The following is a 21,598-nucleotide window of genomic DNA, read 5'->3' as shown; positions in this document are numbered from 1 at the left end:
GGCCCCGTTCATGCGGCGGGCTCCCGGGGGGACGGGACGGCTCGGCCGGTGAGCTGCCGGCCGAAGGCACGCCGCAGCTCGCTCATCGAGCTTCCCCCTTCGGCGAGGGCCTGGGGGATCGCTGCGGTCAGCGACTCCACCAACGTCACGACGTCCTGGTCGGTGTGGTGTGCGGTGAGCGAGATCCGGATCCCCGACCGCTTGGCCGGGACCGCCGGGGACGTCGCGATGTCGACGAAGAACCCGGCGTCCCGCAGGAGTTCCCCCACCCGGTAGGTGAGGGGCGGCCTGCCGACGCCGACGCAGCGGATCGGCGTCGCGCTCGGGCTCACCACCGGGAGGTCACGCTCGGCGGCCAGGCGGTTGAACAGGTCGATCAGGTGGTTCAGGTAGGCGCGCCGAGGTGCGACCGCGTCGGTCAGGTGCAGGCGGGCGGACGCGAGGATGGCCCCGAGCATCGGCGGCTGCACCGGGCCCGAGAAGATCAACGGCCCGCCCAGGGCGAACACCCGCCGGCGCAGCTCCGCGTCGGGAAAGGTCAGCACACCGCCGGCCGCGGCGAACGACTTGTTCAGCGACCCCGTGACGATCGCCCGCTCGGTCGCGGCCGCGCTCAGCCGGTCCAGCGCATATCCGCGGCCGAACCGTCCGGTCCACGAGATCGCGTGGGCGTCGTCGATGTACAGCCACAGGTTGGGATGCCGGTCGGCGAGGTCGCTCAGCTCGGCGATGGGTGCGGGGTCGGCGTACATGCTGTAGATCCCGTCGGTCATGTACCAGACCCGCCGATGGGTGCCTGCCAGCTCCGTGACCCGGCGTTCGAGGCGCCGGAGGTCGCTGTGCGGCAGCAGCTCCACCGGAATCCCCTGCGCCTGCACCAGCCGCGCCGCGACCTGCACGCTGAAATGCACCTGAGCGTCGAGGAGCACGACGTCCTCGCTCCCGACCACCACCGGCAGCGCGGCGAGATGCCCCATCGTGGTGCTCGGGCTGATCAGGGCCGGGCGACCGAACATCTCGGTCAGCGCGGCCTCTGCCGGGGCGTAACCCGGCGCCGACAGGTACGTCCGCGACGAGGAGAACTGGCTGCCGTACCTCGTCACCGCGTCGACGACTGCGGCGACCAACTCGGGGTGGGTCTCCAGGCCGAGGTAACTGCAGGAGCCGAAGCTCACCAGGCGCTTGCCGTCGACGGTGATCACGCGCCCGTCCAGCTCGTCGTCCTGCGCGGCGCAGTGCGCCAGACCGTGGCCCACGCCTTCCTTCACGAGGTCGTCAAGCGCGTCCAACCGGGCTTCGATCAGGCCCATGGTCCCCCCTGCATTCACTCGGTGCGACCAGTAAACAGCTCTCCGCAATTGGAGTTGATCAAGGTTTCTCGACACTAACCCGGCCCGCGGCAGCGCGCCACTCGAGAAGCACACACCGCATTCCCGCCCGGCACGAAAAGGGCGTCATCATAGGTTTCCACCGGAGGCTGGGCAACGGCGGTCGCCCATTTGAACAGCGATAGAGCTGAACGTGATCAGGGCCGTGCGCTGGGAGTTGTGCCCTCGGTGCCGACCGGGAACTCGGGCCGAGGCGCCATCAGCGTCGCAATCGGGAGAAGGCGGCCGCCCACATTCGTCGGCCCGGAACAACAACGGAAGTCGGCGAGCAGGACATTGATTCTGCCATATCCGGCGGTGCGGCACGACCGGCTCTGTTCGCCCAGCATGGCATCAGGGTGAACTTTTCCATCTCCCGGGCGAATTCCGCGGTGGTTCGCCAGGGCCGGGACCGGCGAAGCGGTGTCGTGGCTGCCCGCCCGCCCGGCCGGCGGTGATCGTCCCCGGACGCGGCGGCGGCATTTCTCACGGTGGTCGCCCGCCGGTCGATATGACCGCTGCGTACGACCCGCGAAAGGGATGTCAGATGGGCACCTCACACCTGCTGCGTGCAGTCACGCGCCCGGCCGCCCCCGGTGGCCGCCGGGTGAGCCGGCTGCTGCTGGCGGCTGCCGGGCTCACGGTCGTTCCCGCGGTGCTGTTCGCCGTCCTGCTGTTCACCTCGTGGTTCACGCCCGACGACAGCAACCATCTGACCGAGCCGCTGCTGCTCGTGCTGTGGCTGCCGTCCCCGCTCGGCGCCGCCGTGCTGACGGCGGTCTTCTGGCGGACGTCGCGGACGGCGGAGCTGCCGGGGCCGACCCGGCGGTTCTGGCGGCATCAGACGCTCGCGGCGGCGCTGGTCGGTAGCGCGTCGGCGGCGCAGGCCGTGGACGTGCTGACGCATCCGGCCGCCACCGGGCAGCGGACCGGTCCGGTGATGCTGGCGATCGACACCGCGGCGATCGCGGTCATCATGTGGTCGCTCTACCGGCTGCCGCTCGGGCAGCAGACCCGCATGGAACGGCTGCGGGTGGGGCTGGACGCCGGCACGGTCATGCTGGCCACGTCCGTCTTCTTCCTGCATTTCCACACCATGCCGCTGCTGGCGGTGCCCGGCGGCAACACCACGATGACGCTGGTGTCGTCGGCGATGGTGACGACGCTGGCGTCCATCGCGGTGTTCGCCGTGGCGAAGGTGGTGCTGTCGAGCTACGCCTTCATCGACAAGGGTGCGCTGCGGCTGTTCGCCTGCGCCATCCTCGTCGGCTGCGCGTCGTCGCTGCCGCAGCCGTACATCGACGCGATGCCCGGCAAGAACCATCTGCTGGTCACCACGGTCAGCATCCCGCTGGTGATGTTCTTCGCCGCCTGGGCGGGCGAGCGGCAGCGCACGTCGGCGCGCGGGGCCGCGGCGGACGCCGGGCGCCGGCGGCCGTTCAGCATCCTGCCGTACGTGGCGGTCGCCGCCGTCGACGCGTTGCTCGTCTGGGTGCTCTGCACCCTGGACATCGGGTCGCTGGCGGGCCGCTGGGGCACGATGTCGGCCAGCGAGAAGCTGGTCGTGGTGTGGGACCCGATCCTGGTCGGCTCCGCGGCGGTGCTGCTCACCGGGCTCGTCGTGCTGCGGCAGCTGACCGCGTTCCAGGACAACCGGCGGCTGCTGGACCGCCTCGACCACGGTGCCACCCACGACGCCCTGACGCAGCTGCCGAACCGGCGGCTGTTCCACGAGCGGCTGCAGCGGGCGCTCGGCGACCCGGGCGGCGGACCGCTCAGCGTGGCGCTCATCGACCTCGACGACTTCAAGAACGTCAACGACAACCTGGGGCACGAGGCCGGCGACGCCCTGCTCGTCGCGGTCGCGCAGCGGCTGACCGACTGCGTGCGGGCCACCGACACGGTCGCCCGCCTGGGCGGCGACGAGTTCGTCGTCATCTTCGCCGCCGCCGCGCCGGCGGAGGCGGCCGCCGCCGCTGACCGCCTCATCGCGGCCCTCGCGCCGCCGGTCGTCGCCGAGGGGCACGAGCTGCTCATCCGGGCCAGCATCGGCATCGCCGACGGCCGGCCGGGCGACGACCCGAGCGACATGCTCCGGCACGCCGACATCGCCATGTACGCCGCCAAGGGCCTCGGCGGCAGCCGCTACCTGACGTACGAGCCGGGCATGGCGGGCACCGTCGCCAACCACGTGCAGCTGGGGGCCGAGCTGCGGCAGGCCATCATCGACGAGCAGTTCACCCTGCTGTACCAGCCCATCGTCGACCTCGCCGGCGGGCGGCTCATGGGCGTCGAGGCGCTGGTGCGCTGGACCCACCCCGGCCGCGGCGTGATCCCGCCCGTCGAGTTCATCCCGCTGGCCGAGCGCAACGGGCTCATCGTGCCGCTGGGTCGCTGGGTGGTCCGCGAGGCCTGCCGGCAGTTCGCGGCCTGGTCGGCGGAGCACGGCGCCGCCGCGCCCGCGGTGCTCAACCTCAACGTCTCCGCCCGCGAGCTGCGGGAGCCGGGCTACGCCGACGACGTGGCGGCCGCGCTGGCCGACACGGGCCTGTCGCCGCACCGGCTCGTGCTGGAGGTGACGGAGACCGCGGTGCTGCAGCTGGGTGGTTCGGTCACCAACCTGACCCGCCTCCGCGAGCTCGGTGTGCGGGTCGCGCTGGACGACTTCGGCACCGGGCAGTCCACCCTGTCGCTGCTGCAGAACTGCCCGGTCGACGAGCTGAAGCTCGATCAGTCCTTCACCCAGGCCCAGGTGACGGGCGAACCCACGATCGCGGCCGCGGTCCTGCAGCTGGCCCGCGTCCTCGGCCTGCACGTGGTCGCGGAGGGCGTCGAGACGCCGCAGCAGGCGCAACGGCTGCGTGACATCGGCTACCACGCCGCGCAGGGCTACCACTTCGCCCGTCCACTGTCGGCGGGCCAGCTCGGCGAAAGCCTCGCGCGCCGGGACGACGCGGGGCCGGTGCGCGGCCTGACCGGCCAGCACCCGGTGGGCGCCGGCACGTCGGAGCCGTGACGCGCACACCGCCCGCGGCTCGGTGAGCGGGGGTCGCAGCTACCGGTTCGCACCCGGACCGCAGCCGTGCCGATCCGGACATCGAGTGCCGTACCGGAGTCCCCTCCCCGTGCCGCAGGACTGCTCCGCGGGTCCGCTCAACTCGGGGCCGTTCGCTCCGATCACCGTTAGGTCAGCGACCCGCTGGCGGACGGTGACCGGGGGATTGAGATGGCGTCGAAGTCGAACACGGGCGAGAAGCCCGTCGCGGCAGGCCCGGCCGTGAACCGGTCGCCCGGCGCGACCCGGTGGACGCGGCTGTGCGTCGCCGTGGGTGCCGCGGTGGTCGTGTTCGGGGGCCTGCTGCTGTCGAACGTCGGCGGTGCGCTGGTCTCGCAGACGATCTCCAACGTCGGCCTGTGCGTGGCCGCCCTGTCCGCCGCCGTCGCCTGCCTGGTGCGGGCCCGCGGCACCACCGGCCGGCTGCGGCTCTCCTGGGGCCTGATCGGCCTCGGCATCCTGTCGTGGGGCGCCGGCCAGATGGCCTGGGTCTACCTCGAGTCGGTGCGCGGCGAGGAGGTGCCGTTCCCGTCCGGCGCCGACATCGGGTACATGGGGCTGCCGCCGCTGGCGGTCGCCGGCCTGCTGTTCCTGCCCGTCGCCGCGCAGACCCTCGCGAACCGCATCCGCAGTGTGCTGGACGGCCTGATGATCGGCGCCTCGGCGCTGATGATCAGCTGGATCCTGGTCGTGGCGCCGACGATCGAGGCCGGCGGCGACCCGCTCGCGCTCTACATCAGCCTCTGGTACCCGCTGGGCGACGTCGTCGTCGTCACGGTGGTGCTGTTCCAGCTGGCCCTGCTGCGGCACCGGGGCAACCCGATGAGCCGCCCGCTGCTGCTCGTCGGCATCGGCATCGGCATCTTCTGCGTCGCCGACATCGGCTTCGCCTACCTCAACCTGACCGGCTCGTACGCCTCGGGCGGGATGATCGACTCGTTCTGGTTCCTCGGTTTCGCGTTCATCCTGCTCGCCGCCCTCATGCCGGTGCGGGCCCAGGCCGGGCCGGTGGCGCAGGAGGCGGCCGAGGACGGCGAGATGCCGCTGGCCATGCTGCTGCCGTACGTCGCGGTGCTCGCCGCGCTGCTCACCAGCATGTTCTGGTTCGCGACGAACGCCGGCGGCTCCCCCTTCGTCTCGTGGACCCGTTCGGCGCTGATCCTGCTCATGGTGGGCCGCCAGCTGCTCACCCTGCTGGAGAACCGGGGGCTCACCCGGCACCTGCAGGCGCGGGTGGCCGAGGTCTCCGCCAGCGAGCAGCGGTTCCACGCCCTCGTGCAGCACAGCTCCGACGTGGTGACGGTCGTCGACGCGAACGGGGTGGTGCTGTACCAGAGCGAGTCCGTGCGGCGGGTGTTCGGCTACTCGGCGCGGACGCTCACCGGCCGGGCCCTGATCCACCTGCTGCACCCCGACTCCGCCGCGCGGCTGGTGGAGGCGCTGCGCACCGTGGCGGGCCGGCCGTACGCGACGACCGTGCTGGAACTCACCGTCCCGCACCGCGACAAGCGGCCGCGGCAGGCCGAGATGACCGTGACGAACCTGCTCGACGACCCCAGCGTCGGCGGGCTCGTGCTGAACACCCGGGACATCAGCGAGCGCAAGGAGCTGCAGCAGCAGCTCATGCACGAGGCGTTCCACGACACCCTCACCCAGCTGGCCAACCGCGCGCTGTTCCACGAGCAGGTCGCGGAGGCGCTGCGGCGGGAGGACGACGAGGCCACCACCGTGACGGTGCTGTTCCTCGACCTGGACGGCTTCAAGGAGGTCAACGACAGCCTCGGGCACGCCGCCGGCGACCTGGTCCTGATGCAGGTCGCCGACCGGCTGCGCGCCACGGTGCGCCGCGGCGACACGGTGGCGCGGTTCGGCGGCGACGAGTTCGCGCTGCTGGTCCACGCGCCGAACCGCCGCTACGCCGAGGGCGTCGCCGAGCGGGTGGTCGCCGCCATGGACGAGCCGTTCATGCTCGACGAGCGCGAGCTGCACATCGGCGCGAGCGTCGGCCTGGCCTGCGTCGACGAGGCCGCCGCCGGCGACGCCGAGCAGCTGATGCGCGACGCCGACCTGGCGATGTACCGGGCCAAGGCGACGGGCGGCGGCGGCTGGGCCGTGTACGACCCGCAGATGCACGCCCGCGTGGTGGACCGGCTCGAACTGGAGGGCGACCTGCGCCGGGCCCTGCAGCGGCGGGAGATCAGCCTGCACTACCAGCCCACCATCGACCTCGCCGACGGCAGCATCGTCGGGTTCGAGGCGCTCGTCCGGTGGCACCACCCGACGCGCGGCCTGGTCAACCCGGGCGACTTCATCCCGGCGGCCGAGGCGACCGGGCTCATCATCCCGCTCGGCCGGTGGGTGCTCACGGAGGCGTGCCGGCAGGCCGTCGCGTGGAGCACCGAGTCGGGTGGCCGCCCGCTGAAGATGTCGGTCAACGTCTCGGTCCGGCAGTTCGACCGCGCCAACCTGCCCAACGTGGTGGCGGACGTGCTGATGGAGACGGGCATGCCGGCGTCCCAGCTGTGCCTGGAGATGACGGAGAGCGTCATCATGAACGACACCGAGGAGAACCTCGCCCAGCTGATCCGGCTCAAGGCGCTCGGCGTCCAGCTCGCCATCGACGACTTCGGCACGGGCTACTCGTCACTGGCGTACCTGCGCCGGTTCCCGGTCGACATCATCAAGATCGATCGGTCGTTCGTGGAGCAGCTCGGCGGCGCCGCCGACGACTCGACCCTGGCCCGCACCATCGTCCAGCTCGGCCAGAGCCTCGGGATGTCCACGGTGGCCGAGGGCATCGAACAGCAGGGCCAGCTCACCGCACTGCGCCGGATGGGATGCGATCTCGCGCAGGGCTTCTTCTTCTCCCGTCCCGTGCCCGCGGACGTCGCCGGCCGCCTGCTCCGCGAGGCCGCCCCGATGACCGACGAGCCCGCCGCCCTGGCCGCCTGAGCCACCGATCACGCCGAAGGAGCTGACTGCCATGACCATCGCACTCGACGGCCACCGCGCGCAGCCGCGGCTGCCCGGACACTGGCCGGCCGCGCTGTCCCCCGAGTACCTCGCCCTCATCGACGTCCCGACGCCGTACCTCGTGACCGACCTGGACACGCTGGTCTCCCGGTACACCCGGTTCAGTGCCGCACTGCCCGGTGTGTCCACGTTCTACGCGATGAAGTGCAACTCCACCGCCGAGATCGTGCAAACCCTGCACCGGCACGGCGCCGGCTTCGAGGTGGCGTCGATCGGTGAGCTGAACGCGTTGCAGGCCCTGGGCGTGGACCCCGCCGAGGCGCTCTACAGCAACCCGATCAAGCCGCCGGCGCACGTCGCCGCCGCCCACGCCGCCGGCCTGTGGCGCTTCGGCTTCGACTCCCCCGGCGAGCTGCGCAAGATCGCCGAGTACGCGCCGGGCAGCGCCGTGTACCTGCGGCTGCGGGTGGACGACAGCACCAGCGTGTTCCCGCTGTCGCGCAAGTTCGGCGCGGAACTGAGCGGCGCCTACGACCTCATGCTGCTGGCCCGCCGCCTGGGCCTGCGCCCGTACGGGGTGACGTTCCACGTCGGTTCCCAGTGCGCCAACCCGAGCGCCTGGCGGCAGGCCATCGCGGCCGCCGGCACGCTGATGCGGCGGCTGGCCACGGCCGGCATCCGGCTGTCCATGCTGAACCTGGGCGGCGGGTTCCCGGCCCGCTACGTCAGCCCGGTGCCGTCGATCGAGGACATCGCCGGCGTCATCGTCGGCGCCCTGGACGAGCTGCTGCCGTACCGGCCGGAGGTGCTCGCCGCCGAGCCCGGCCGGCACCTGGTGGCCGAGACGGCCGTCATGGCCACCACGGTCCTGGGCCGGGAGGTGCGGGCCGGCGAGAACTGGCTGTACGTCGACGTCGGCGCCTACAACGGCCTGATGGAGACCCAGCAGACGGTCAGCGGCTGGCGTTTCCCGCTGTGGACGTCGCTGCCGCACCACGCCGACGAACCCTGCGTGCCCTTCACCGTCACCGGCCCCAGCTGCGACTCGTCCGACACGATGTTCTACGGGGTGTCGCTGCCGGACTCGCTGGAGGTGGGCGACAAGCTCTACATCGGCTCCGCGGGGGCGTACACGCTCAGCTACGCGTCGGCGTTCAACGGCTTCGCGCCGCCGACCCCGCTGTTCGTCGGTGAACCCGGTGCCGGCGCCCGCTGAGCCGCGCGCCACCGACCCGGTTCAGGATCGTCCGCTGCGGCACCGGGCGCCCGCCCGCGGCCTGCAGCCGTACGTGGGGGCACGCAGGTCCGGCAACGCGGGCCGGCGGCGGGCCGGTCCGGGCGGCCTGCGGCGGGCCGGTCGGCTGCGCGAACTCGTCGGCACGGGCCTGGTCGACTCGTTCGGCCTGTCCCTCGGCTGGACCGTCCTGGTGCTGGCCGCCGCCCACCGCGGGGGCGTCGCCGAGGCGGCCCTGTACAACGCCGCCATGCTGCTGGGCGTCGTGCTGTCGGCGCCCGTCACGGGCTGGCTGGCCCGCCGCTTCGCGGGCCGCACGCTGCTGCGCGGCGCCGGGGTCGTGGAGCTGGTGTTGCGCGTCGGCATGCTCGCCGGGGTCGTGTGGGGCCTGCCGACGCCGCTGGTCGCCGTCGGCGTGACGGTCATGCACGTCGCGGCGTGGGCCGGGTTCGCCGCCATGCGCGCCGAGGTGTCGGCCGTGGACCCGCGGCCGCGGGCCATGACGCGGTACGCCCTGGCGACCGCCGCCGTGGAGGCCGCCGGCATCGGCGCGGCGGCCCTGATGCCGGTCGGCCCGGCGGGACACCCGACGGGCTGGCTGCTGGCCGCGGTCATGGCCGTGTACGGCGGCAGCCTGCTGCCGACCATCCTCAGCGCCCGCCGCGCCCGCGTCACCATCGCGCGCCGGCGCGTCACCGCCCGGTCCGGGCGCCTGCCCGTGTCGGCCAGGACGCTCGCCCTGGGCGGCGGCGTCATGCTGCTGGCGTCCGGACCGACGCTGCTGGCCGTGCCGCTCACGACCGAGCTGCACGGCCGCGCCTGGGTGGCCGCCGCGGCCGTGGCGTTCAGCCTGGGCTGCCTGCTGTCGCCGGTCGCCGTCGAGGCGGTCGGCCGGCTGCGGCTGCCCACGGCGCTGAGCTGGCCGCTGTGGGGCGTCACGATGCTGGCCGGCTGGATCGTCGCGCCGGTCGTGCCCGCGGCCGTGCTGGCCGCCCAGTTCCTGTCCGGTCTGGCCATGACGGCGCTGGAGGGCGACATGGACGCCCGCGTCGCCGAGAAGGCGCCGGCGTCGGCGGTGACGACCGTCCTGGCCTACAGCTCCGCCGTGCGGGCCATGGGCAGCGCCCTGGCCGTGCGGGCGCTGCCCGCCATGGCCGCCGCCCCCGCGGTCGGCGCGGCCAGCGGCTACGCCGTCGTCGCGCTGGCCGCCGGAGCCGCGGTGCTGGTCGCCGGGCCGCTGCTGCGGCGGGCCACCCGGCGCCCCCTGCCGGCGGCCTGACCGCGCCCCGGCAGGGTGGCGCACCGGGTCAGTCCTCATCGTGCCAGGTGCGCAGGTCGCGGCGCGTCTCGTGGCGGTCGCGGCGGCGGTCGTCGCGGCGCTGGAAGGTCCACTCGCGGGTGCGCGGGGCGTGGTGCAGGACGAGGACCGTCGTGCCGACCCAGCGGCAGCGGCCCGGCGACGCGGCGCCGTCGGCGGTGATCTCGGCTGGCAGGGTGCAGGGCCCGAAGCGGTGGTCGTGCAGCGGCACGCACGTCACCATCGGGGTTTCGGCCATGCGGACCCACCAGGGGCGGGTCTTGTCGGTGCGGCTCATACGGGCACCTTTCGGCTCCGTGACGCCCCGGGATGGGGCCGTCATGAGACCGGGTGCACCGTGATCACCTCCGACAGTTGTGCGTACGCCGTCCCCGACGATAGCCGCGGGCCGCCAGAGTCAGCTCGTCGTGCGGGCGATCTCCGCCTCCCCGCGCAGGATGCAGAACTCGTTGCCCTCCGGGTCGGCCAGCACCACCCAGCCGCGGCCGTCGGTGGTGCGGCGGTCGTCCACCTGGACGGCGCCGAGGGCGAGCAGCCGGGCCAGTTCCTCGTCGCGGGTGCCCTCGCGGGGGCGCAGGTCGAGGTGGAGCCGGTTCTTCCCCCGCTTGTCCTCGGGGACCTCGACGAACAGCAGGCGGTGGCGCCGGTCGGCGGACATGATCAGGCACTCCTCGTGGCCCGGCTCGTTCGGGTCCTCCGGGTCCTGCTCGTAGGCGAGGACGGTGCCCCACCACGACGACAGGGCGTAGGCGTCGCGGCAGTCGACGGTGGTGTGGGAGATGACGGCGACCATGGATGCCAGAGTGCCCCATCGCGGGGCGGAAACACGGCGACACGGGGGCCGGCCGCCTGGCACGATCAGCCGATGATCCAGGCCTCGGGCGTCCGCATCGGCTGGTCCGACCTTCCCGCGACCGTCCACGACGCCGTCGCCGGCATCCTCGGCGGGGCGGTGGTCGAGGCGCGGTCGCAGGCCGGCGGGTTCTCCCCCGGCACCGCCGACCGGGTCGTCACCGCGGGCGGGCGGCGGGCGTTCGTCAAGGCGGTCGGGGCGCCCGTCGACCCGTTCTGCCTCGCCCTGCACCGGCGGGAGGCCGCCGTCGCCGCGCAGCTGCCCGCGTCCGCGCCGGTGCCGCGGCTGCTGGGGGTGCACGACGACGGCGACTGGATCGCGCTGGTGCTGGAGGACGTCGACGGCCGGCACCCCCGTACCCCCTGGGTGGCGGAGGAACTGGACGCGGTCGTGCGGGCCCTCGCGGAGCTGGGGCGGGTCGCCGCGCCGGGGCTGCGGCCCGCGGCCGAGGTCTGCGGCCACGACCTGCAGGGTTGGGCGCGGTGGGCGGCCGACCCGCCCGCGGACGCCGACCCGTGGGTGACGGCGCACCTGCCGGAGCTGCTGGCGGCCGCGGAGCGGGCCGCCGCGGCCGTCGAGGGCGACGCGCTGGTGCACGCCGACGTGCGGGCCGACAACCTGCTGATCCGCGCCGACGGGTCGGTGGTCGTCGTCGACTGGCCGCACGCGTGCCGCGGCGCGGCCTGGCTGGACCGGGCGATGCTCACCGTCAACGTGCTGCTGTACGGGGGCGAGCCGGCGCCGGTGGACGCCCCGCCGGGGGCCGTCACCGACCTGCTCGCCGGGTACCTGGGGTTCTTCACCGAGATGGGGCGGCGGCCGGACCCGCCCACGCTGCCGACGCTGCGGGCGTTCCAGCGGGCGCAGGCCGCGGCGCTGCGGCCGTGGGTCGCGGAGCGCCTCACGCCACGGGCCGGGCGGGGCGGTCGCTAGGCTGGTCGGCGGGTCCGGGCCGGGCAAGCCCCCGGCCGGACAGGTCAACCGCAACGAAACGGACACAGATGATCGACCACGAGAAGGTCCGCGTCCTGCTCCTCGAGAGCATCCACCCGGACGCGGTGGCCCGCTTCGAGGCCGAGGGCTTCGGGGTGGAGTCGCTGCGCAACGCGCTCGACGAGGCCGAGCTGATCGAGCGGATCGCGGGCGTCCACCTGCTCGGCATCCGGTCGAAGACGCAGGTCACCGACCGGGTGCTGGCCGCCGCGACGTCCCTGGTCGGCATCGGCGCGTTCTGCATCGGCACCGACCAGATCGACCTGGGCTCGGCGTCGCGGCGCGGCGTGGCCGTGTTCAACGCGCCGTTCTCCAACACGCGGTCCGTTGTCGAGCTGGCCCTCGCCGAGATCATCGCGATGACCCGCCGGCTCACCGAGAAGAACGCCGGCATGCACGCCGGCGTGTGGGACAAGGCCGCCGAGGGCAGCCACGAGGTCCGCGGGCGCCGCCTCGGCATCGTCGGGTACGGCAACATCGGCACCCAGCTGTCGGTGCTGGCCGAGAACCTGGGCATGCACGTGTCGTTCTACGACACCGCCGACAAGCTCGCGCTGGGCAACGCGCAGCGCTGCTCGACGCTGGACGAGCTGCTGGAGACATCCGACGTGGTGACCCTGCACGTCGACGGCCGCCCCGGCAACAGCGGCTTCTTCGGCGCCGAGCAGTTCGCCCGGATGAAGCCGGGCGCGCTGTTCCTCAACCTGTCCCGCGGCATCGTCGTCGACCACGGCGCGCTGCGCGAGCAGCTGGTCAGCGGCCACCTCGCCGGCGCCGCCGTCGACGTGTTCCCGAAGGAGCCGAAGGGCCGCGGCGACGAGTTCGTCTCCGAGCTGCGCGGCCTGCCGAACGTCATCCTCACCCCGCACATCGGCGGGTCGACGGAGGAGGCGCAGTCCGACATCGGCGACTTCGTGGCGAACAAGCTGGCCCACTACGTGCGCGAGGGCAACACCACGCTGAGCGTCAACCTGCCGTCGGTGGCGCTGCCGCAGGGCGCCCGTACGTCGCGCATCGCCCACGTTCACCGCAACGTGCCCGGCGTGCTGGCGCAGGTCAACAGCATCCTCGCCGAGCACCAGGTCAACATCGAGGGCCAGCTGCTGAGCACCCGCGGCGAGCTGGGCTACCTGCTCACCGACATCGGCGCCAACTACGCCGAGGACGTGCTGGAGCAGCTGCGCGCCATGGACGCCACCGTCCGCCTGCGGGTGCTGTCGTGAACGAGCTCGAGAAGCACCTGACGGAGATCGTCGGCGACGCGCACGTGCTCGTCGACGCCGACCTGCGGGCACAGTACGAGACGGACTGGACCCGCCGGTTCACCGGCGAGGCGCGCTGCGTGGTGCGCCCCGCCGACACCGCCCAGGTCGCCGCCGTCGTGCGGGCCTGCGCCGAGGCGGGCGCGCCGATCGTCGTGCAGGGCGGCAACACCGGCCTGGTCGGCGGCGGCGTCCCCGGCGGCGGCGAGGTGCTGCTGAGCCTGTCGCGGCTCACCGCGATCGAGGACGTGGACCCGCTGGAGGCGCAGGTCACCGCAGGCGCCGGCGTCACCCTGGAGAAGCTGCAGCAGCACGCCCGGCCGCACGGCCTCGACGTGGGCGTCGACCTGGCGGCGCGCTCGGCCGCCACCGTCGGCGGGCTCGTCGCCACCAACGCGGGCGGCATCCGGGTGGTCCGCTACGGCAGCATGCGCGAGCAGCTCACCGGCGTGGAGGCGGTGCTGGCCGACGGCACGGTCGTCAGCCGGCTGTCCGGCCTGACCAAGGACAACACGGGCTACGACCTCACCCAGCTGCTCGCCGGCAGCGAGGGCACCCTGGCCGTCATCACGCGGGTGCGGCTGCGGCTGGTCCCGCTGCTGCCGGCGCGTACCGTCGCGCTGGTCGCCGTCGACGGCGTCGAGGGCGCGCTCGCCCTGCTCACCGCCGCCCGCGCCGGGCTGCCCGGGCTGAGCGCCGCCGAGCTGTTCCTGCCCGCCGGGCTGGAGCTGGTGCGCGCGTACGGGCGGTTGCCCGACCCGTTCGACGCGCCGCACCCGGCGTACCTGGTGCTGGAGAGCGCCGGGCGCGCCGACGCCACCGACGAGGTGCTCGAGGTGCTCGGCGAGTGCGAGGCCGTGCTCGACGCCACCGTCGCGTCCGACGTCACCGGGGTGGCGCGGCTGTGGGCGTACCGGGAGACCCACACCGAGGCGATCAGCGCCGCCGGCGTGCCCGTCAAGCTGGATGTGAGCGTGCCGCTGCGCGAGCTGCCGGCGCTGGTGGCGGCCCTGCCGGACACGGTGGCCGCGGTCGCGCCCGCCGCCCGGCCCATCGTCTTCGGCCACCTGGGCGAGGGCAACCTGCACGTGAACGTCCTCGACGCGGGCGACGCGGCCGAGCAGGTCACCGACGCGGTGCTGCGGCTGGTGGCGTCGCTGCGCGGGTCGATCTCGTCGGAGCACGGCGTGGGCCGGGCCAAGGCGGAGTGGCTGGGCCTGTCCCGGTCGGCCGCCGAGATCGACGTGATGCGCCGGGTCAAGGCCGCACTGGACCCGGCGGGCCTGCTCAACCCGGGGGTCCTGCTCCGCTGAGCGGCCGCCTCCCGCTCTACGCGGCGGGCTTCACCAGCGCCTTCGGCGCGCACGGCATCGCCGCGAGCCTCGGCGGGGAGATCGGCTCGCTGGTGGCGCTGGGCGCGCTGCTGGCCGTGTACGACCTGGCCGAGGTGGTGCTGAAGCCCGCCTTCGGGGCGCTCGCCGACCGGGTCGGCGCCCGGGCGGTGCTGCTCGGCGGCCTGGTCGCGTTCGCGGCGGCGTCGCTGCTGTACGTGGCCGCCGACGCCCCCGCCACGCTGTGGGCGGCCCGGCTCGGTCAGGGCGCGGCGGCGGCCGCCTTCTCCCCCGCCGCGTCGGCGCTGGTGGCGCGGCTCGCGCCGGCGACCGGGCGGGGCCGTGCGTTCGGCGGCTACGGCCTGTGGAAGAGCCTCGGCTGGACGCTGGGCCCGCTGCTCGGCGGCGTGATCATCCACTTCGGCGGGCTGCGCCTGCTGTTCGGGGTGCTGGCCGCGCTGGCGGCCGTCGTCGCGGTGTGGGCGGTGCTGGCCGTCCCGGCGACGCCGCCGCTGCCGCGCCGCCGGCAGACCCTGGCCGACCTGGCGCGCCGGCTGTCGGCCCCGGCGTTCTGGCAGCCGACGGCCGCCCTCGCCGCCGCGACCGCGGCCCTGGCGGCGGGCGTCGGCTTCCTGCCGGTGGCGGGCCGGGCGGCGGGGCTGGGCCCGATCGTCACCGGCGCGGCCGTCTCGGTGCTGGCGCTGACGACCGCCGTGGTGCAGCCGCTGGCCGGGCGGGCCCTCGACGCGGGACGGCTGAGCACCCGCACCGGCCTGACCGCCGGTCTGCTGGCCGCCGCCGCCGGGCTGGCCGTCGCCGCCGCACCGGGCCCGGGCGCCGTGGTCGCCGCCGCCGTCCTGGTCGGGGCGGGGGCGGGCCTGGTCACGCCGCTGGGCTTCGCGGCGCTGGCGGCGTCCGCCCCGCCGGAACGCCTCGGCGCGACGATGGGCTCGGCGGAGCTGGGCCGGGAGCTGGGCGACGCGGGCGGCCCGCTGCTGCTCGGCGCCGTCGCCGCGGCGGCGGGCCTGCCGTGGGGCTGGGCGGCGCTGGCCGTCGTGCCGGCCCTGGCCGCGGTCGCGGTGCGCACCCGCCCCTAGGTCGCGCCGCCGGATCGAACGGGAGGGCCGGCACCGTGGGCTGCCGGCACCGGCCCTCCCGGGTCTGATTGCCCTACTTCGCCTCGACCGACACCAGGGTCGGCCGGGCCGGGACGGTCACGTCGTAGCGGCCGTCCGTGTTCCAGCCCTTCGGGGTGAAGGTGGCGCCCGGCTCCACGTCGCGCAGCGTCTTCTGGCCGGCGGCGACGGTCTTGGCGCCGCTGGGCAGCTTGAGCCGGACCGGGTTGTCGGCGGGGGCGCGCAGCACCAGCTCGTCGATCGTGCCGGTCACGGTGACGCCGACCGTCTTGGTGGCGGCGCCCATCCCCAGCTCGACGCGCCGGGCGGCGCTACGCAGCTCCACGCCGCTGAGCCGGCCGGCCGAGAAGTCGATGCGGGACTCCTGCACGGCGCCGGTCAGGCGCAGCGCCCACTCGACCTGGTTGCTGAGCACGATCTCCACCGGGCCGCCCGCGGCGTCGCCCTGCGGGGTCAGCCCCAGCCGGACGGTGTCGGCCGCGACCACCGGCGCGGGCAGCACGCCGCTGTCCTCGGCGGCGGTGATCCGGTAGAGGTCGTTGCCGAGGTCCTCGGTGCGCAGGGTGACGAGCTCCGTCACGCCGGTCACGTCGAAGGTGGCGGCGGCGCGGCCCGCGAGCGGGGCGGCGACGGTGCGCTCGCCGGTGGCCGTCGCGTCGCTGCGCAGGATGGTGGCGAGGCCGCCGGTGCCGGTGTGGCCGACGGCGTACAGGGCGCCGGCGCCGCCGGCGAGCAGGCCGGAGACGATCAGGCCGACCACCGCGAGCCGCCGGCCGCGGACCGGGGCCGGCTCCGCGGCGGGCCCGGGAGGGGCGTCCCTGCGGGCGGCGCGGTGCGGGCGGATCTCCCGCCCCTCGCCGGTCAGGTCGCCGACGGCGGCGGACGCGGCGGCCGCCCCCGGGGCGTCCGGCGGGTTGGGGCCGAAGAAGGAGCCCTCGGCGGCGGATTCGGTGACGGCGGCCGGCGGCGACGACGCGGCGGCGGCCTTGCGGCGCGCGGCGCCGACGCGCTGGACCGGGTCGTCGGCCGGGGCGGCGGGCGTGCCGGGCGCCGGACGGGCGGCGCGGCCGCCGCTGCGCCGCTCGGCGCGGGCGAAGTCCCGCCGGGCGGCGGCCTCCCGCCCGGCGGCGGGCGGTTCCGCGGCCGGCGCCGGGGTGGCGCCCCGCGCCCCGAAGCCCTTGCGGGGACGCGGCGCGGGGCTGGTGGTCTCGCCGCGGTCGCTGGTGCGGGGGCGGCGGGTGGGCTCGCCGACGCCCGTCCAGTGCCGGCCGGACGTGTCGTCCGGCGACACCTGGCGCGGCAGCCCGGAGGCGGTGTCGGACGGGTCGGGGAAGGAGTTCTCCGCCGGCGGGCGGCGGAACGGCCGGTCGGGCCGCTTGTACAGGCTGTCCCGGTCGGCCCAGTGCGCCGACGGCGAGCCACCGCCGCGCCCGGGCGCCGCGGGTGCCGCGGTCGCCGGCGGCGCCTCGGCCACCGCGGTGCGGTGCCGCCCGTCGCTGTCCCAGGCCGTGGTGTCGTCCGCCGAACGGTCCACGCCTACCTCCTCAGATCGCCCCACGCGCCCGGTTCCCCCGGCCGCGCCCCACCGTCTGATACGGAGAAACGGCGTCCCCGGATGAACGTCAGGCAGCGTCGTTCACGATCAGCGCCACCTGGACCCGGTTGCCGACGTCCAGCTTGGCCAGGATCCGGGTCATGTACGCCTTCACCGTGGCGGTGCTCATGTGCAGCTCGCGGCCGATCTCGGCGTTGGTGCGCCCGGCGCCGACGAGCCGCGCCACGTCCCGCTCGCCGGGGCTGAGCCGGTCGAGGCGGCGGGCGGCGTCGGCGCGGCGGGTGTCGGGCCCGGCGGCGGCCACCCGGCCCAGCAGGCGGCGCAGCACCTCCGGCGACAGGATCGGCTCGCCCGCGGCGACGCGCCGGACGGCGGCGGCGATGTCGGGCGGCGGGGTGTGCTTGAGCAGGAAACCGCTCGCCCCGGCGCGCAGCGCCCGCAGCACGTGCGCGTCGGTGTCGAACGTCGTCAGCACGATCACCTCGGGCGGGTCCCGGCGGGCGCGCAGCGCCTCGGTGGCGGTCAGGCCGTCGACGGCGGGCATCCGGATGTCCATGAGCACGACGTCGGGGCGGTGGGTGTTGACGGCGGCGGCGACGGCGGCCCCGTCGTCGACCGCGCCGACCACCTCGATGCCGTCGAAGCCGGCCAGCATGAGTTCCAGCCCGGCGCGGACGAGGGCGTCGTCGTCGACGAGCAGGACCCGGATCACGGGCGCCACGGCAGCCACGCCACCAGCCGGAAGTCGCCGCCGGCGCGGCCGTGGTCGAGCCGGCCGCCGAGCAGCCGCACCCGCTCGGCGAGCCCGATGAGCCCGGCGCCGCCGCCCGGCACGGCGGGCGCCGCACCGGCCGCCCCGGACGCCCCGGCAGCCCCGGCGGGGTTGACAACCTCGACGGTCAGCCCGGCGGCGGCGTCGCCGGCCACCGACACGCGCACCGGCGCCCCGCCGGCGTGCTTGCGGGCGTTGGTGAGGCCCTCCTGCACGACCCGGTACGCGTGCCGGCCCACCGACCCGGGCACGTCGCCGTCCACCCGGCGGTCCAGCTCGACCCGCGCGCCCGCGAGCCGGGACTCCGCGACGAGGGCGGGCAGGTCGGCGAGGGTGGGCTGGGGCCGGTCGGCGTCGCCGCCGTCGGCGCGCAGCAGGCCGAGCACCTCGCGCAGGTCCTCCAGGGCCTCGTACGCGCCCTGCCGGACGACGCCGACGGCCTGCCGCTCGCGCGGGCCGAGGCCCTCGCCGAACTCCAGCGCCCCGGCGTGCACGGCGAGCAGCGACAGCCGGTGGGCGAGCACGTCGTGCATCTCGCGGGCGATGCGCTCCCGCTCGGCCTGCCGGGCCTCCTCGGCGTGCCGGCGCTGCCCCTCCTCGGCCAGCCGGGCCCGCTCCTCCAGCGCGGCGAGCAGCTCGCGCCGGGACCGGGCCAGCATGCCGAGCTCGGCGGCGATGACGGACGGCAGCACGTGCACCGCGACGAGGAAGCCGAACAGCAGCCGGTCGCCGGGGACGAACACGGCGTACACGGCGGTGACGAGGACGGCGGCGAGGCCGCTCACCGCGACGGTGACCCGGCGCGAGCGGTAGCGGCCGACGGCGTACAGGGCGACCGGCGCCGCCCCGGCCGGCCCGACGAGGAACACCCCGCCGGTGACGGTCAGCGCCGCCAGCAGCACCGGGCGCCGGCGCCGCCAGGCGAGCACGGCGAGGGCGGCGAGCGCCGTGGCGGCCAGCACGACGGGGCGCGGCGGCAGGCCCTCGTCGCCCTCGGAGGCGGCCAGCAGGTACCAGAGCACGCCGGCGACCGCGCCGGCCAGCGCCCAGCCCGCGTCCCGCCACGTCCACCGCACGAGCCGACCGTACCGAGCGCCCGCCCGCAGCGCCGTCGACCGGGGTCCAGGACGCGTCGACCAAAGTCGACGCCCGCGCGACCGTCCGCCGACGCCGCGGGCGGCCGCCGCGCCGCAGACTGCCCCGGTGACCCATCTCCCCATCGTGGTGCGCCACCCGCGCTGGCTGTACGCGCTGTTCTGGGCCGGGTTCCCGCTGGCCGGGGCCGGGCTGGGCTGGCTGCTCGCCCGGTCGGCCGGGTGGCTGGCCGGGCACGACCGGCTGCCGCTGCCCGGCCTGATCGCGCGGGCGGCCGAGCTGCCCCGCACGCCGACGGTGGCGGTGGCGGCCGGGGTGGGGGCGCTCGCCGGGCTGCTGCTGGCGGGGACGGCCCACGCCGAGGCGCCGGCCGTGGAGCTGGACCGGCACGGGGTGCGGCTGGTGCGGGGCGCGCAGACCCGGGCGGTGCCGGGGCCGGTGCGCGGGGCGGCACTACCGGCTGTTCGACCCGGACTGAGCGGTCTCGTGGGTGCGCAGCAGGCCGGCCAGCACGTGCGCGGAGACGGTCATGCCGCCGGCGTGGGCGGTGCGGACGGCGTTCAGCACGTCACCGAACGCGCCGGTCTTGGTGAGGAACCCGGCGGTGCCGGCGGCGGTGGCCCGGGCGACGAGCGCGGGCTCGGTGCGGCCGGTCAGCATGACCACGCGGGTGCCGGGGTGGGTGTGGCCGAGCCGGGCCGCCACGGCGATGCCGTCGGCGTCGGGCAGCGCCACCTCCATGAGCACCACGTCGGGCCGCAGCTCGGCCACGAGGCGTTCGGCCTCGGCGCCGGTGCGGGCGTGGCCGAGGTAACACAGGCCGCTCTGGGCGCGCAGCGCCACGGCGAGCAGCTCCGCGAAGCGAGGGTGGTCGTCGACGACGAGCACCCGGATGGCGGTGTCGGTCATCGATCTCCGATCGTCCGGCGGTGATGCGGAAAGTCTATGGTGAGCTGCGGTTTCGCCCGGCCCACCGAAGGGGTCGAGCCGCCTGCGGCGCGGCCCGGGGCGGGCTGCCCGGGTGCCGGGCGGATGCCGCCGACCGGATGCGCCGGCCCCCGGTTCGGCCGACCCCGGTCGGCCGTGTCGCCGACCGCTTCCGCGTGATCGTTTACGCGGAGATCTGGTCGTCCGCTGCCGCAGGCTGCATCGGCCGTGCACTGTAGGCGTAGCCCCTTCTGCCGCGGAGTTCGTGCCTCGATGACCCGTCTGCTTCCGGCCGCCGTCGCGGCCGCCGCGCTCGCCACGCTCGCCGCCGCAGCGGCGGGACCGCGCGCGCTCGTCCTCGCCGGGGCGGCCGCCACCGCCGCCCTCGCCGCGGCGCTGCTGCTCGCCGCCCGCGACCGCGGCACGACGGGCGCGCCCGCCGTGGACCGCCGGGTCGAGGAGCGGCGCGCGGCCGACGTGGCCGGGCTCGCCCAGCGCCGGGTGGCCGCGCAGCTGCGCGACCGGGTGCTGGAGGACCTCGCGGGCGTCGGGTACGCGCTGGGCCACCCGGGCGCCGACCAGGAGCGGCTGGCCGCGGTGGTGCAGGAGACGATCCGGACGCTGCGCCAGGTGCTGCTGGACGTGCAGCCGCCGGCGCTGACCGGCGACACGCTCGCGACGGCCCTGGACGACCTGACGGCGGGCCTGCGGATGGCCGGGGTGCGGTGCGTGGTGCGGGTGCCGGCCGGCCTGCCGGTCACCCCCGCCGGGGCGGGCCTGCTGCACCGGGCGGCCCGCGAGGCGCTGCGCGAGCGCGGCGAGGCGCTGGTGGCGGCCCGCGAGGCGCTGCGGCCGGTGGCGGTCGCGGCGGGTTCGGCCGCGGTCGAGCTGACGGCGGAGCGGACCCCCGGCGCGGTGACGCTGACGGTGACCGGCGCCCAGGCCGACCCGGTGGGCGAGGGCCCTGCCCTGCTCGCGCGGGACGTGGCGGCGGCCGGCGGCACCCTGACGGTGGCGCCGGACGGCACCCGGCTGGTCGTGACGGTGCCGGCGGCCTGAACAATCGGGCCGTGAACCTGCGGCTGACGCCCGTACCCCTGGTGCCGGAACTGTCCCTGCACCTGGCGCCCGACGGCGCCGGGCTGTTCGACGGCACCGGCGGCACCTACTCCACCGACGTGCCGCCGCCGTTCTGGGCGTTCGCGTGGGCGGGCGGGCGCGCCCTGGCCCGGCACGTGCTGGACCACCCGGAGCTGGTCGCGGGGCGCACCGTGCTGGACGTGGCGGCCGGCGGCGGCGTGGCCGCGATCGCGGCGGCGCGGGCCGGGGCGGCGGCGGTGCGCGCGGTGGACCGCGACCCGGCGGCGGTGGCGGCGATCGGCCGCAACGCGGCGGCCAACGGCGTGGCCGTGACGGCGGCGGCCGCGGACGTGGGCGACCTGACCGTCGCCGAGGACGTGGTGCTGGCCGGCGACGTGTTCTACGACCGGACCACCGCCGACCGGATGCGGGTGTTCCTACGCGGCGCCGCCCGTGCCGGTGCGATCGTGCTGGTGGGGGACCCGGGCCGGGGGTTCTTCCCGGCGGGGCTGTTCACGGAGGTGGCGCGCTACGACGTGCCGGTGCCGCCCGCGCTGGAGGAGACGCGCTCGCTGCGCACCGCCGTCTGGCGGGCGTGACGCAGGTCGCCCCGGCGGTAAACCGGTCGCGGTGTAATTGTTTGTAGG

Annotated in this window: 17 protein-coding genes and 1 pseudogene; 11 read left to right on the top strand and 7 right to left on the bottom strand. The window is 75.6% G+C overall.

Annotated elements, in window-relative coordinates; translation table 11 throughout:
* Positions 1-8 precede the first annotated feature (8 nt).
* Positions 9-1,310: an aminotransferase class I/II-fold pyridoxal phosphate-dependent enzyme gene (locus Sya03_RS26250; protein WP_203941070.1), complete on the bottom strand. Its 1,302-nt coding sequence runs from the start codon at positions 1,308-1,310 to the stop codon at positions 9-11.
* A 604-nt stretch (positions 1,311-1,914) separates the two neighbouring features.
* Here Sya03_RS26250 and Sya03_RS26245 point away from each other — a divergent pair.
* The 4 genes from Sya03_RS26245 (at position 1,915) to Sya03_RS26230 (ending at position 9,908) form a co-directional block, all read left to right on the top strand.
* Positions 1,915-4,383: a putative bifunctional diguanylate cyclase/phosphodiesterase gene (locus Sya03_RS26245; protein ID WP_203941069.1), complete on the top strand. Its 2,469-nt coding sequence runs from the start codon at positions 1,915-1,917 to the stop codon at positions 4,381-4,383.
* A gap of 210 nt (positions 4,384-4,593) precedes the next feature.
* Positions 4,594-7,374, top strand: a complete 2,781-nt coding sequence (locus Sya03_RS26240) for a putative bifunctional diguanylate cyclase/phosphodiesterase (protein WP_203941068.1) — start codon at positions 4,594-4,596, stop codon at positions 7,372-7,374.
* A 31-nt stretch (positions 7,375-7,405) separates the two neighbouring features.
* Positions 7,406-8,611, top strand: a complete 1,206-nt coding sequence (locus Sya03_RS26235) for a type III PLP-dependent enzyme (RefSeq protein WP_203941067.1) — start codon at positions 7,406-7,408, stop codon at positions 8,609-8,611.
* Positions 8,595-9,908 carry an MFS transporter gene (locus Sya03_RS26230; protein WP_239107850.1) on the top strand — a complete coding sequence of 438 codons (1,314 nt, stop codon included), beginning with the start codon at positions 8,595-8,597 and terminating at the stop codon, positions 9,906-9,908. The genes Sya03_RS26235 and Sya03_RS26230 overlap by 17 nt, the downstream gene beginning before the upstream one ends.
* Positions 9,909-9,936: 28 nt before the next feature.
* On the opposite strand, the gene Sya03_RS26225 is transcribed toward Sya03_RS26230, so the two are convergent.
* The gene (locus Sya03_RS26225) at positions 9,937-10,224 is read right to left on the bottom strand and encodes a hypothetical protein (protein WP_203941066.1); all 288 of its coding nucleotides are present in this window, start codon (positions 10,222-10,224) and stop codon (positions 9,937-9,939) included.
* Between the two features lie 120 nt (positions 10,225-10,344).
* Entirely contained in the window at positions 10,345-10,740 is a 396-nt protein-coding gene (locus tag Sya03_RS26220; protein WP_203941065.1) for a VOC family protein, read from the bottom strand.
* A 72-nt stretch (positions 10,741-10,812) separates the two neighbouring features.
* Here Sya03_RS26220 and Sya03_RS26215 point away from each other — a divergent pair, with 72 nt between their 5' ends.
* From Sya03_RS26215 to Sya03_RS26200, 4 genes are all read left to right on the top strand, one after another.
* Positions 10,813-11,733 (top strand): phosphotransferase, encoded by a 921-nt coding sequence (locus tag Sya03_RS26215; protein WP_203941064.1) that lies wholly within the window; start codon positions 10,813-10,815, stop codon positions 11,731-11,733.
* Between the two features lie 68 nt (positions 11,734-11,801).
* Positions 11,802-13,016 carry a phosphoglycerate dehydrogenase gene (serA, locus tag Sya03_RS26210; protein ID WP_203941063.1) on the top strand — a complete coding sequence of 405 codons (1,215 nt, stop codon included), beginning with the start codon at positions 11,802-11,804 and terminating at the stop codon, positions 13,014-13,016.
* Positions 13,013-14,368: an FAD-binding oxidoreductase gene (locus Sya03_RS26205; RefSeq protein WP_203941062.1), complete on the top strand. Its 1,356-nt coding sequence runs from the start codon at positions 13,013-13,015 to the stop codon at positions 14,366-14,368. Before serA ends, Sya03_RS26205 begins: the two co-directional genes overlap by 4 nt.
* A complete protein-coding gene (locus Sya03_RS26200; RefSeq protein ID WP_203941159.1) occupies positions 14,365-15,483 on the top strand; it encodes an MFS transporter in 1,119 nt (372 codons plus the stop codon). The genes Sya03_RS26205 and Sya03_RS26200 overlap by 4 nt, the downstream gene beginning before the upstream one ends.
* Positions 15,484-15,556: 73 nt before the next feature.
* Here the strand turns inward: Sya03_RS26200 and Sya03_RS26195 are convergent, their stop codons facing one another.
* The 3 genes from Sya03_RS26195 to Sya03_RS26185 all read right to left on the bottom strand — a co-directional run bounded on the left by Sya03_RS26195 (position 15,557) and on the right by Sya03_RS26185 (position 18,925).
* A complete protein-coding gene (locus Sya03_RS26195) occupies positions 15,557-17,056 on the bottom strand; it encodes a hypothetical protein (protein ID WP_203941061.1) in 1,500 nt (499 codons plus the stop codon).
* An 88-nt stretch (positions 17,057-17,144) separates the two neighbouring features.
* Positions 17,145-17,798 (bottom strand): response regulator transcription factor, encoded by a 654-nt coding sequence (locus Sya03_RS26190; protein WP_203941060.1) that lies wholly within the window; start codon positions 17,796-17,798, stop codon positions 17,145-17,147.
* On the bottom strand, positions 17,786-18,925 hold the full coding sequence (locus Sya03_RS26185) for a histidine kinase (RefSeq protein ID WP_203941059.1): 1,140 nt from the start codon (positions 18,923-18,925) through the stop codon (positions 17,786-17,788). The genes Sya03_RS26190 and Sya03_RS26185 overlap by 13 nt, the downstream gene beginning before the upstream one ends.
* A gap of 127 nt (positions 18,926-19,052) precedes the next feature.
* Here Sya03_RS26185 and Sya03_RS31965 point away from each other — a divergent pair.
* Positions 19,053-19,364, top strand: a pseudogene (locus Sya03_RS31965) (YqeB family protein); the annotation flags it as partial.
* A gap of 33 nt (positions 19,365-19,397) precedes the next feature.
* On the opposite strand, the gene Sya03_RS26180 reads toward Sya03_RS31965, so the two are convergent.
* Positions 19,398-19,853: a response regulator gene (locus Sya03_RS26180; protein WP_203941058.1), complete on the bottom strand. Its 456-nt coding sequence runs from the start codon at positions 19,851-19,853 to the stop codon at positions 19,398-19,400.
* A 291-nt stretch (positions 19,854-20,144) separates the two neighbouring features.
* Here Sya03_RS26180 and Sya03_RS26175 point away from each other — a divergent pair, with 291 nt between their 5' ends.
* The gene (locus Sya03_RS26175; protein WP_203941057.1) at positions 20,145-20,930 is read left to right on the top strand and encodes a sensor histidine kinase; all 786 of its coding nucleotides are present in this window, start codon (positions 20,145-20,147) and stop codon (positions 20,928-20,930) included.
* Between the two features lie 11 nt (positions 20,931-20,941).
* The gene (locus Sya03_RS26170) at positions 20,942-21,550 is read left to right on the top strand and encodes a class I SAM-dependent methyltransferase (RefSeq protein WP_203941056.1); all 609 of its coding nucleotides are present in this window, start codon (positions 20,942-20,944) and stop codon (positions 21,548-21,550) included.
* Positions 21,551-21,598: the final 48 nt, after the last annotated feature.

Source organism: Spirilliplanes yamanashiensis (assembly GCF_016863475.1).
Taxonomy (GTDB): domain Bacteria; phylum Actinomycetota; class Actinomycetes; order Mycobacteriales; family Micromonosporaceae; genus Spirilliplanes; species Spirilliplanes yamanashiensis.
This window is presented reverse-complemented; position numbering and strand designations above follow the sequence as displayed.

Coding starts and splice junctions, on each gene's coding strand:
- Sya03_RS26250 (WP_203941070.1), bottom strand. CDS start 1,310: ATGGGCCTGATCGAAGCCCGGTTGGACGCGCTTGACGACCTCGTGAAG.
- Sya03_RS26235 (WP_203941067.1), top strand. CDS start 7,406: ATGACCATCGCACTCGACGGCCACCGCGCGCAGCCGCGGCTGCCCGGA.
- Sya03_RS26175 (WP_203941057.1), top strand. CDS start 20,145: ATGACCCGTCTGCTTCCGGCCGCCGTCGCGGCCGCCGCGCTCGCCACG.
- Sya03_RS26245 (WP_203941069.1), top strand. CDS start 1,915: ATGGGCACCTCACACCTGCTGCGTGCAGTCACGCGCCCGGCCGCCCCC.
- Sya03_RS26240 (WP_203941068.1), top strand. CDS start 4,594: ATGGCGTCGAAGTCGAACACGGGCGAGAAGCCCGTCGCGGCAGGCCCG.
- Sya03_RS26225 (WP_203941066.1), bottom strand. CDS start 10,224: ATGAGCCGCACCGACAAGACCCGCCCCTGGTGGGTCCGCATGGCCGAA.
- Sya03_RS26220 (WP_203941065.1), bottom strand. CDS start 10,740: ATGGTCGCCGTCATCTCCCACACCACCGTCGACTGCCGCGACGCCTAC.
- Sya03_RS26215 (WP_203941064.1), top strand. CDS start 10,813: ATGATCCAGGCCTCGGGCGTCCGCATCGGCTGGTCCGACCTTCCCGCG.
- serA (WP_203941063.1), top strand. CDS start 11,802: ATGATCGACCACGAGAAGGTCCGCGTCCTGCTCCTCGAGAGCATCCAC.
- Sya03_RS26180 (WP_203941058.1), bottom strand. CDS start 19,853: ATGACCGACACCGCCATCCGGGTGCTCGTCGTCGACGACCACCCTCGC.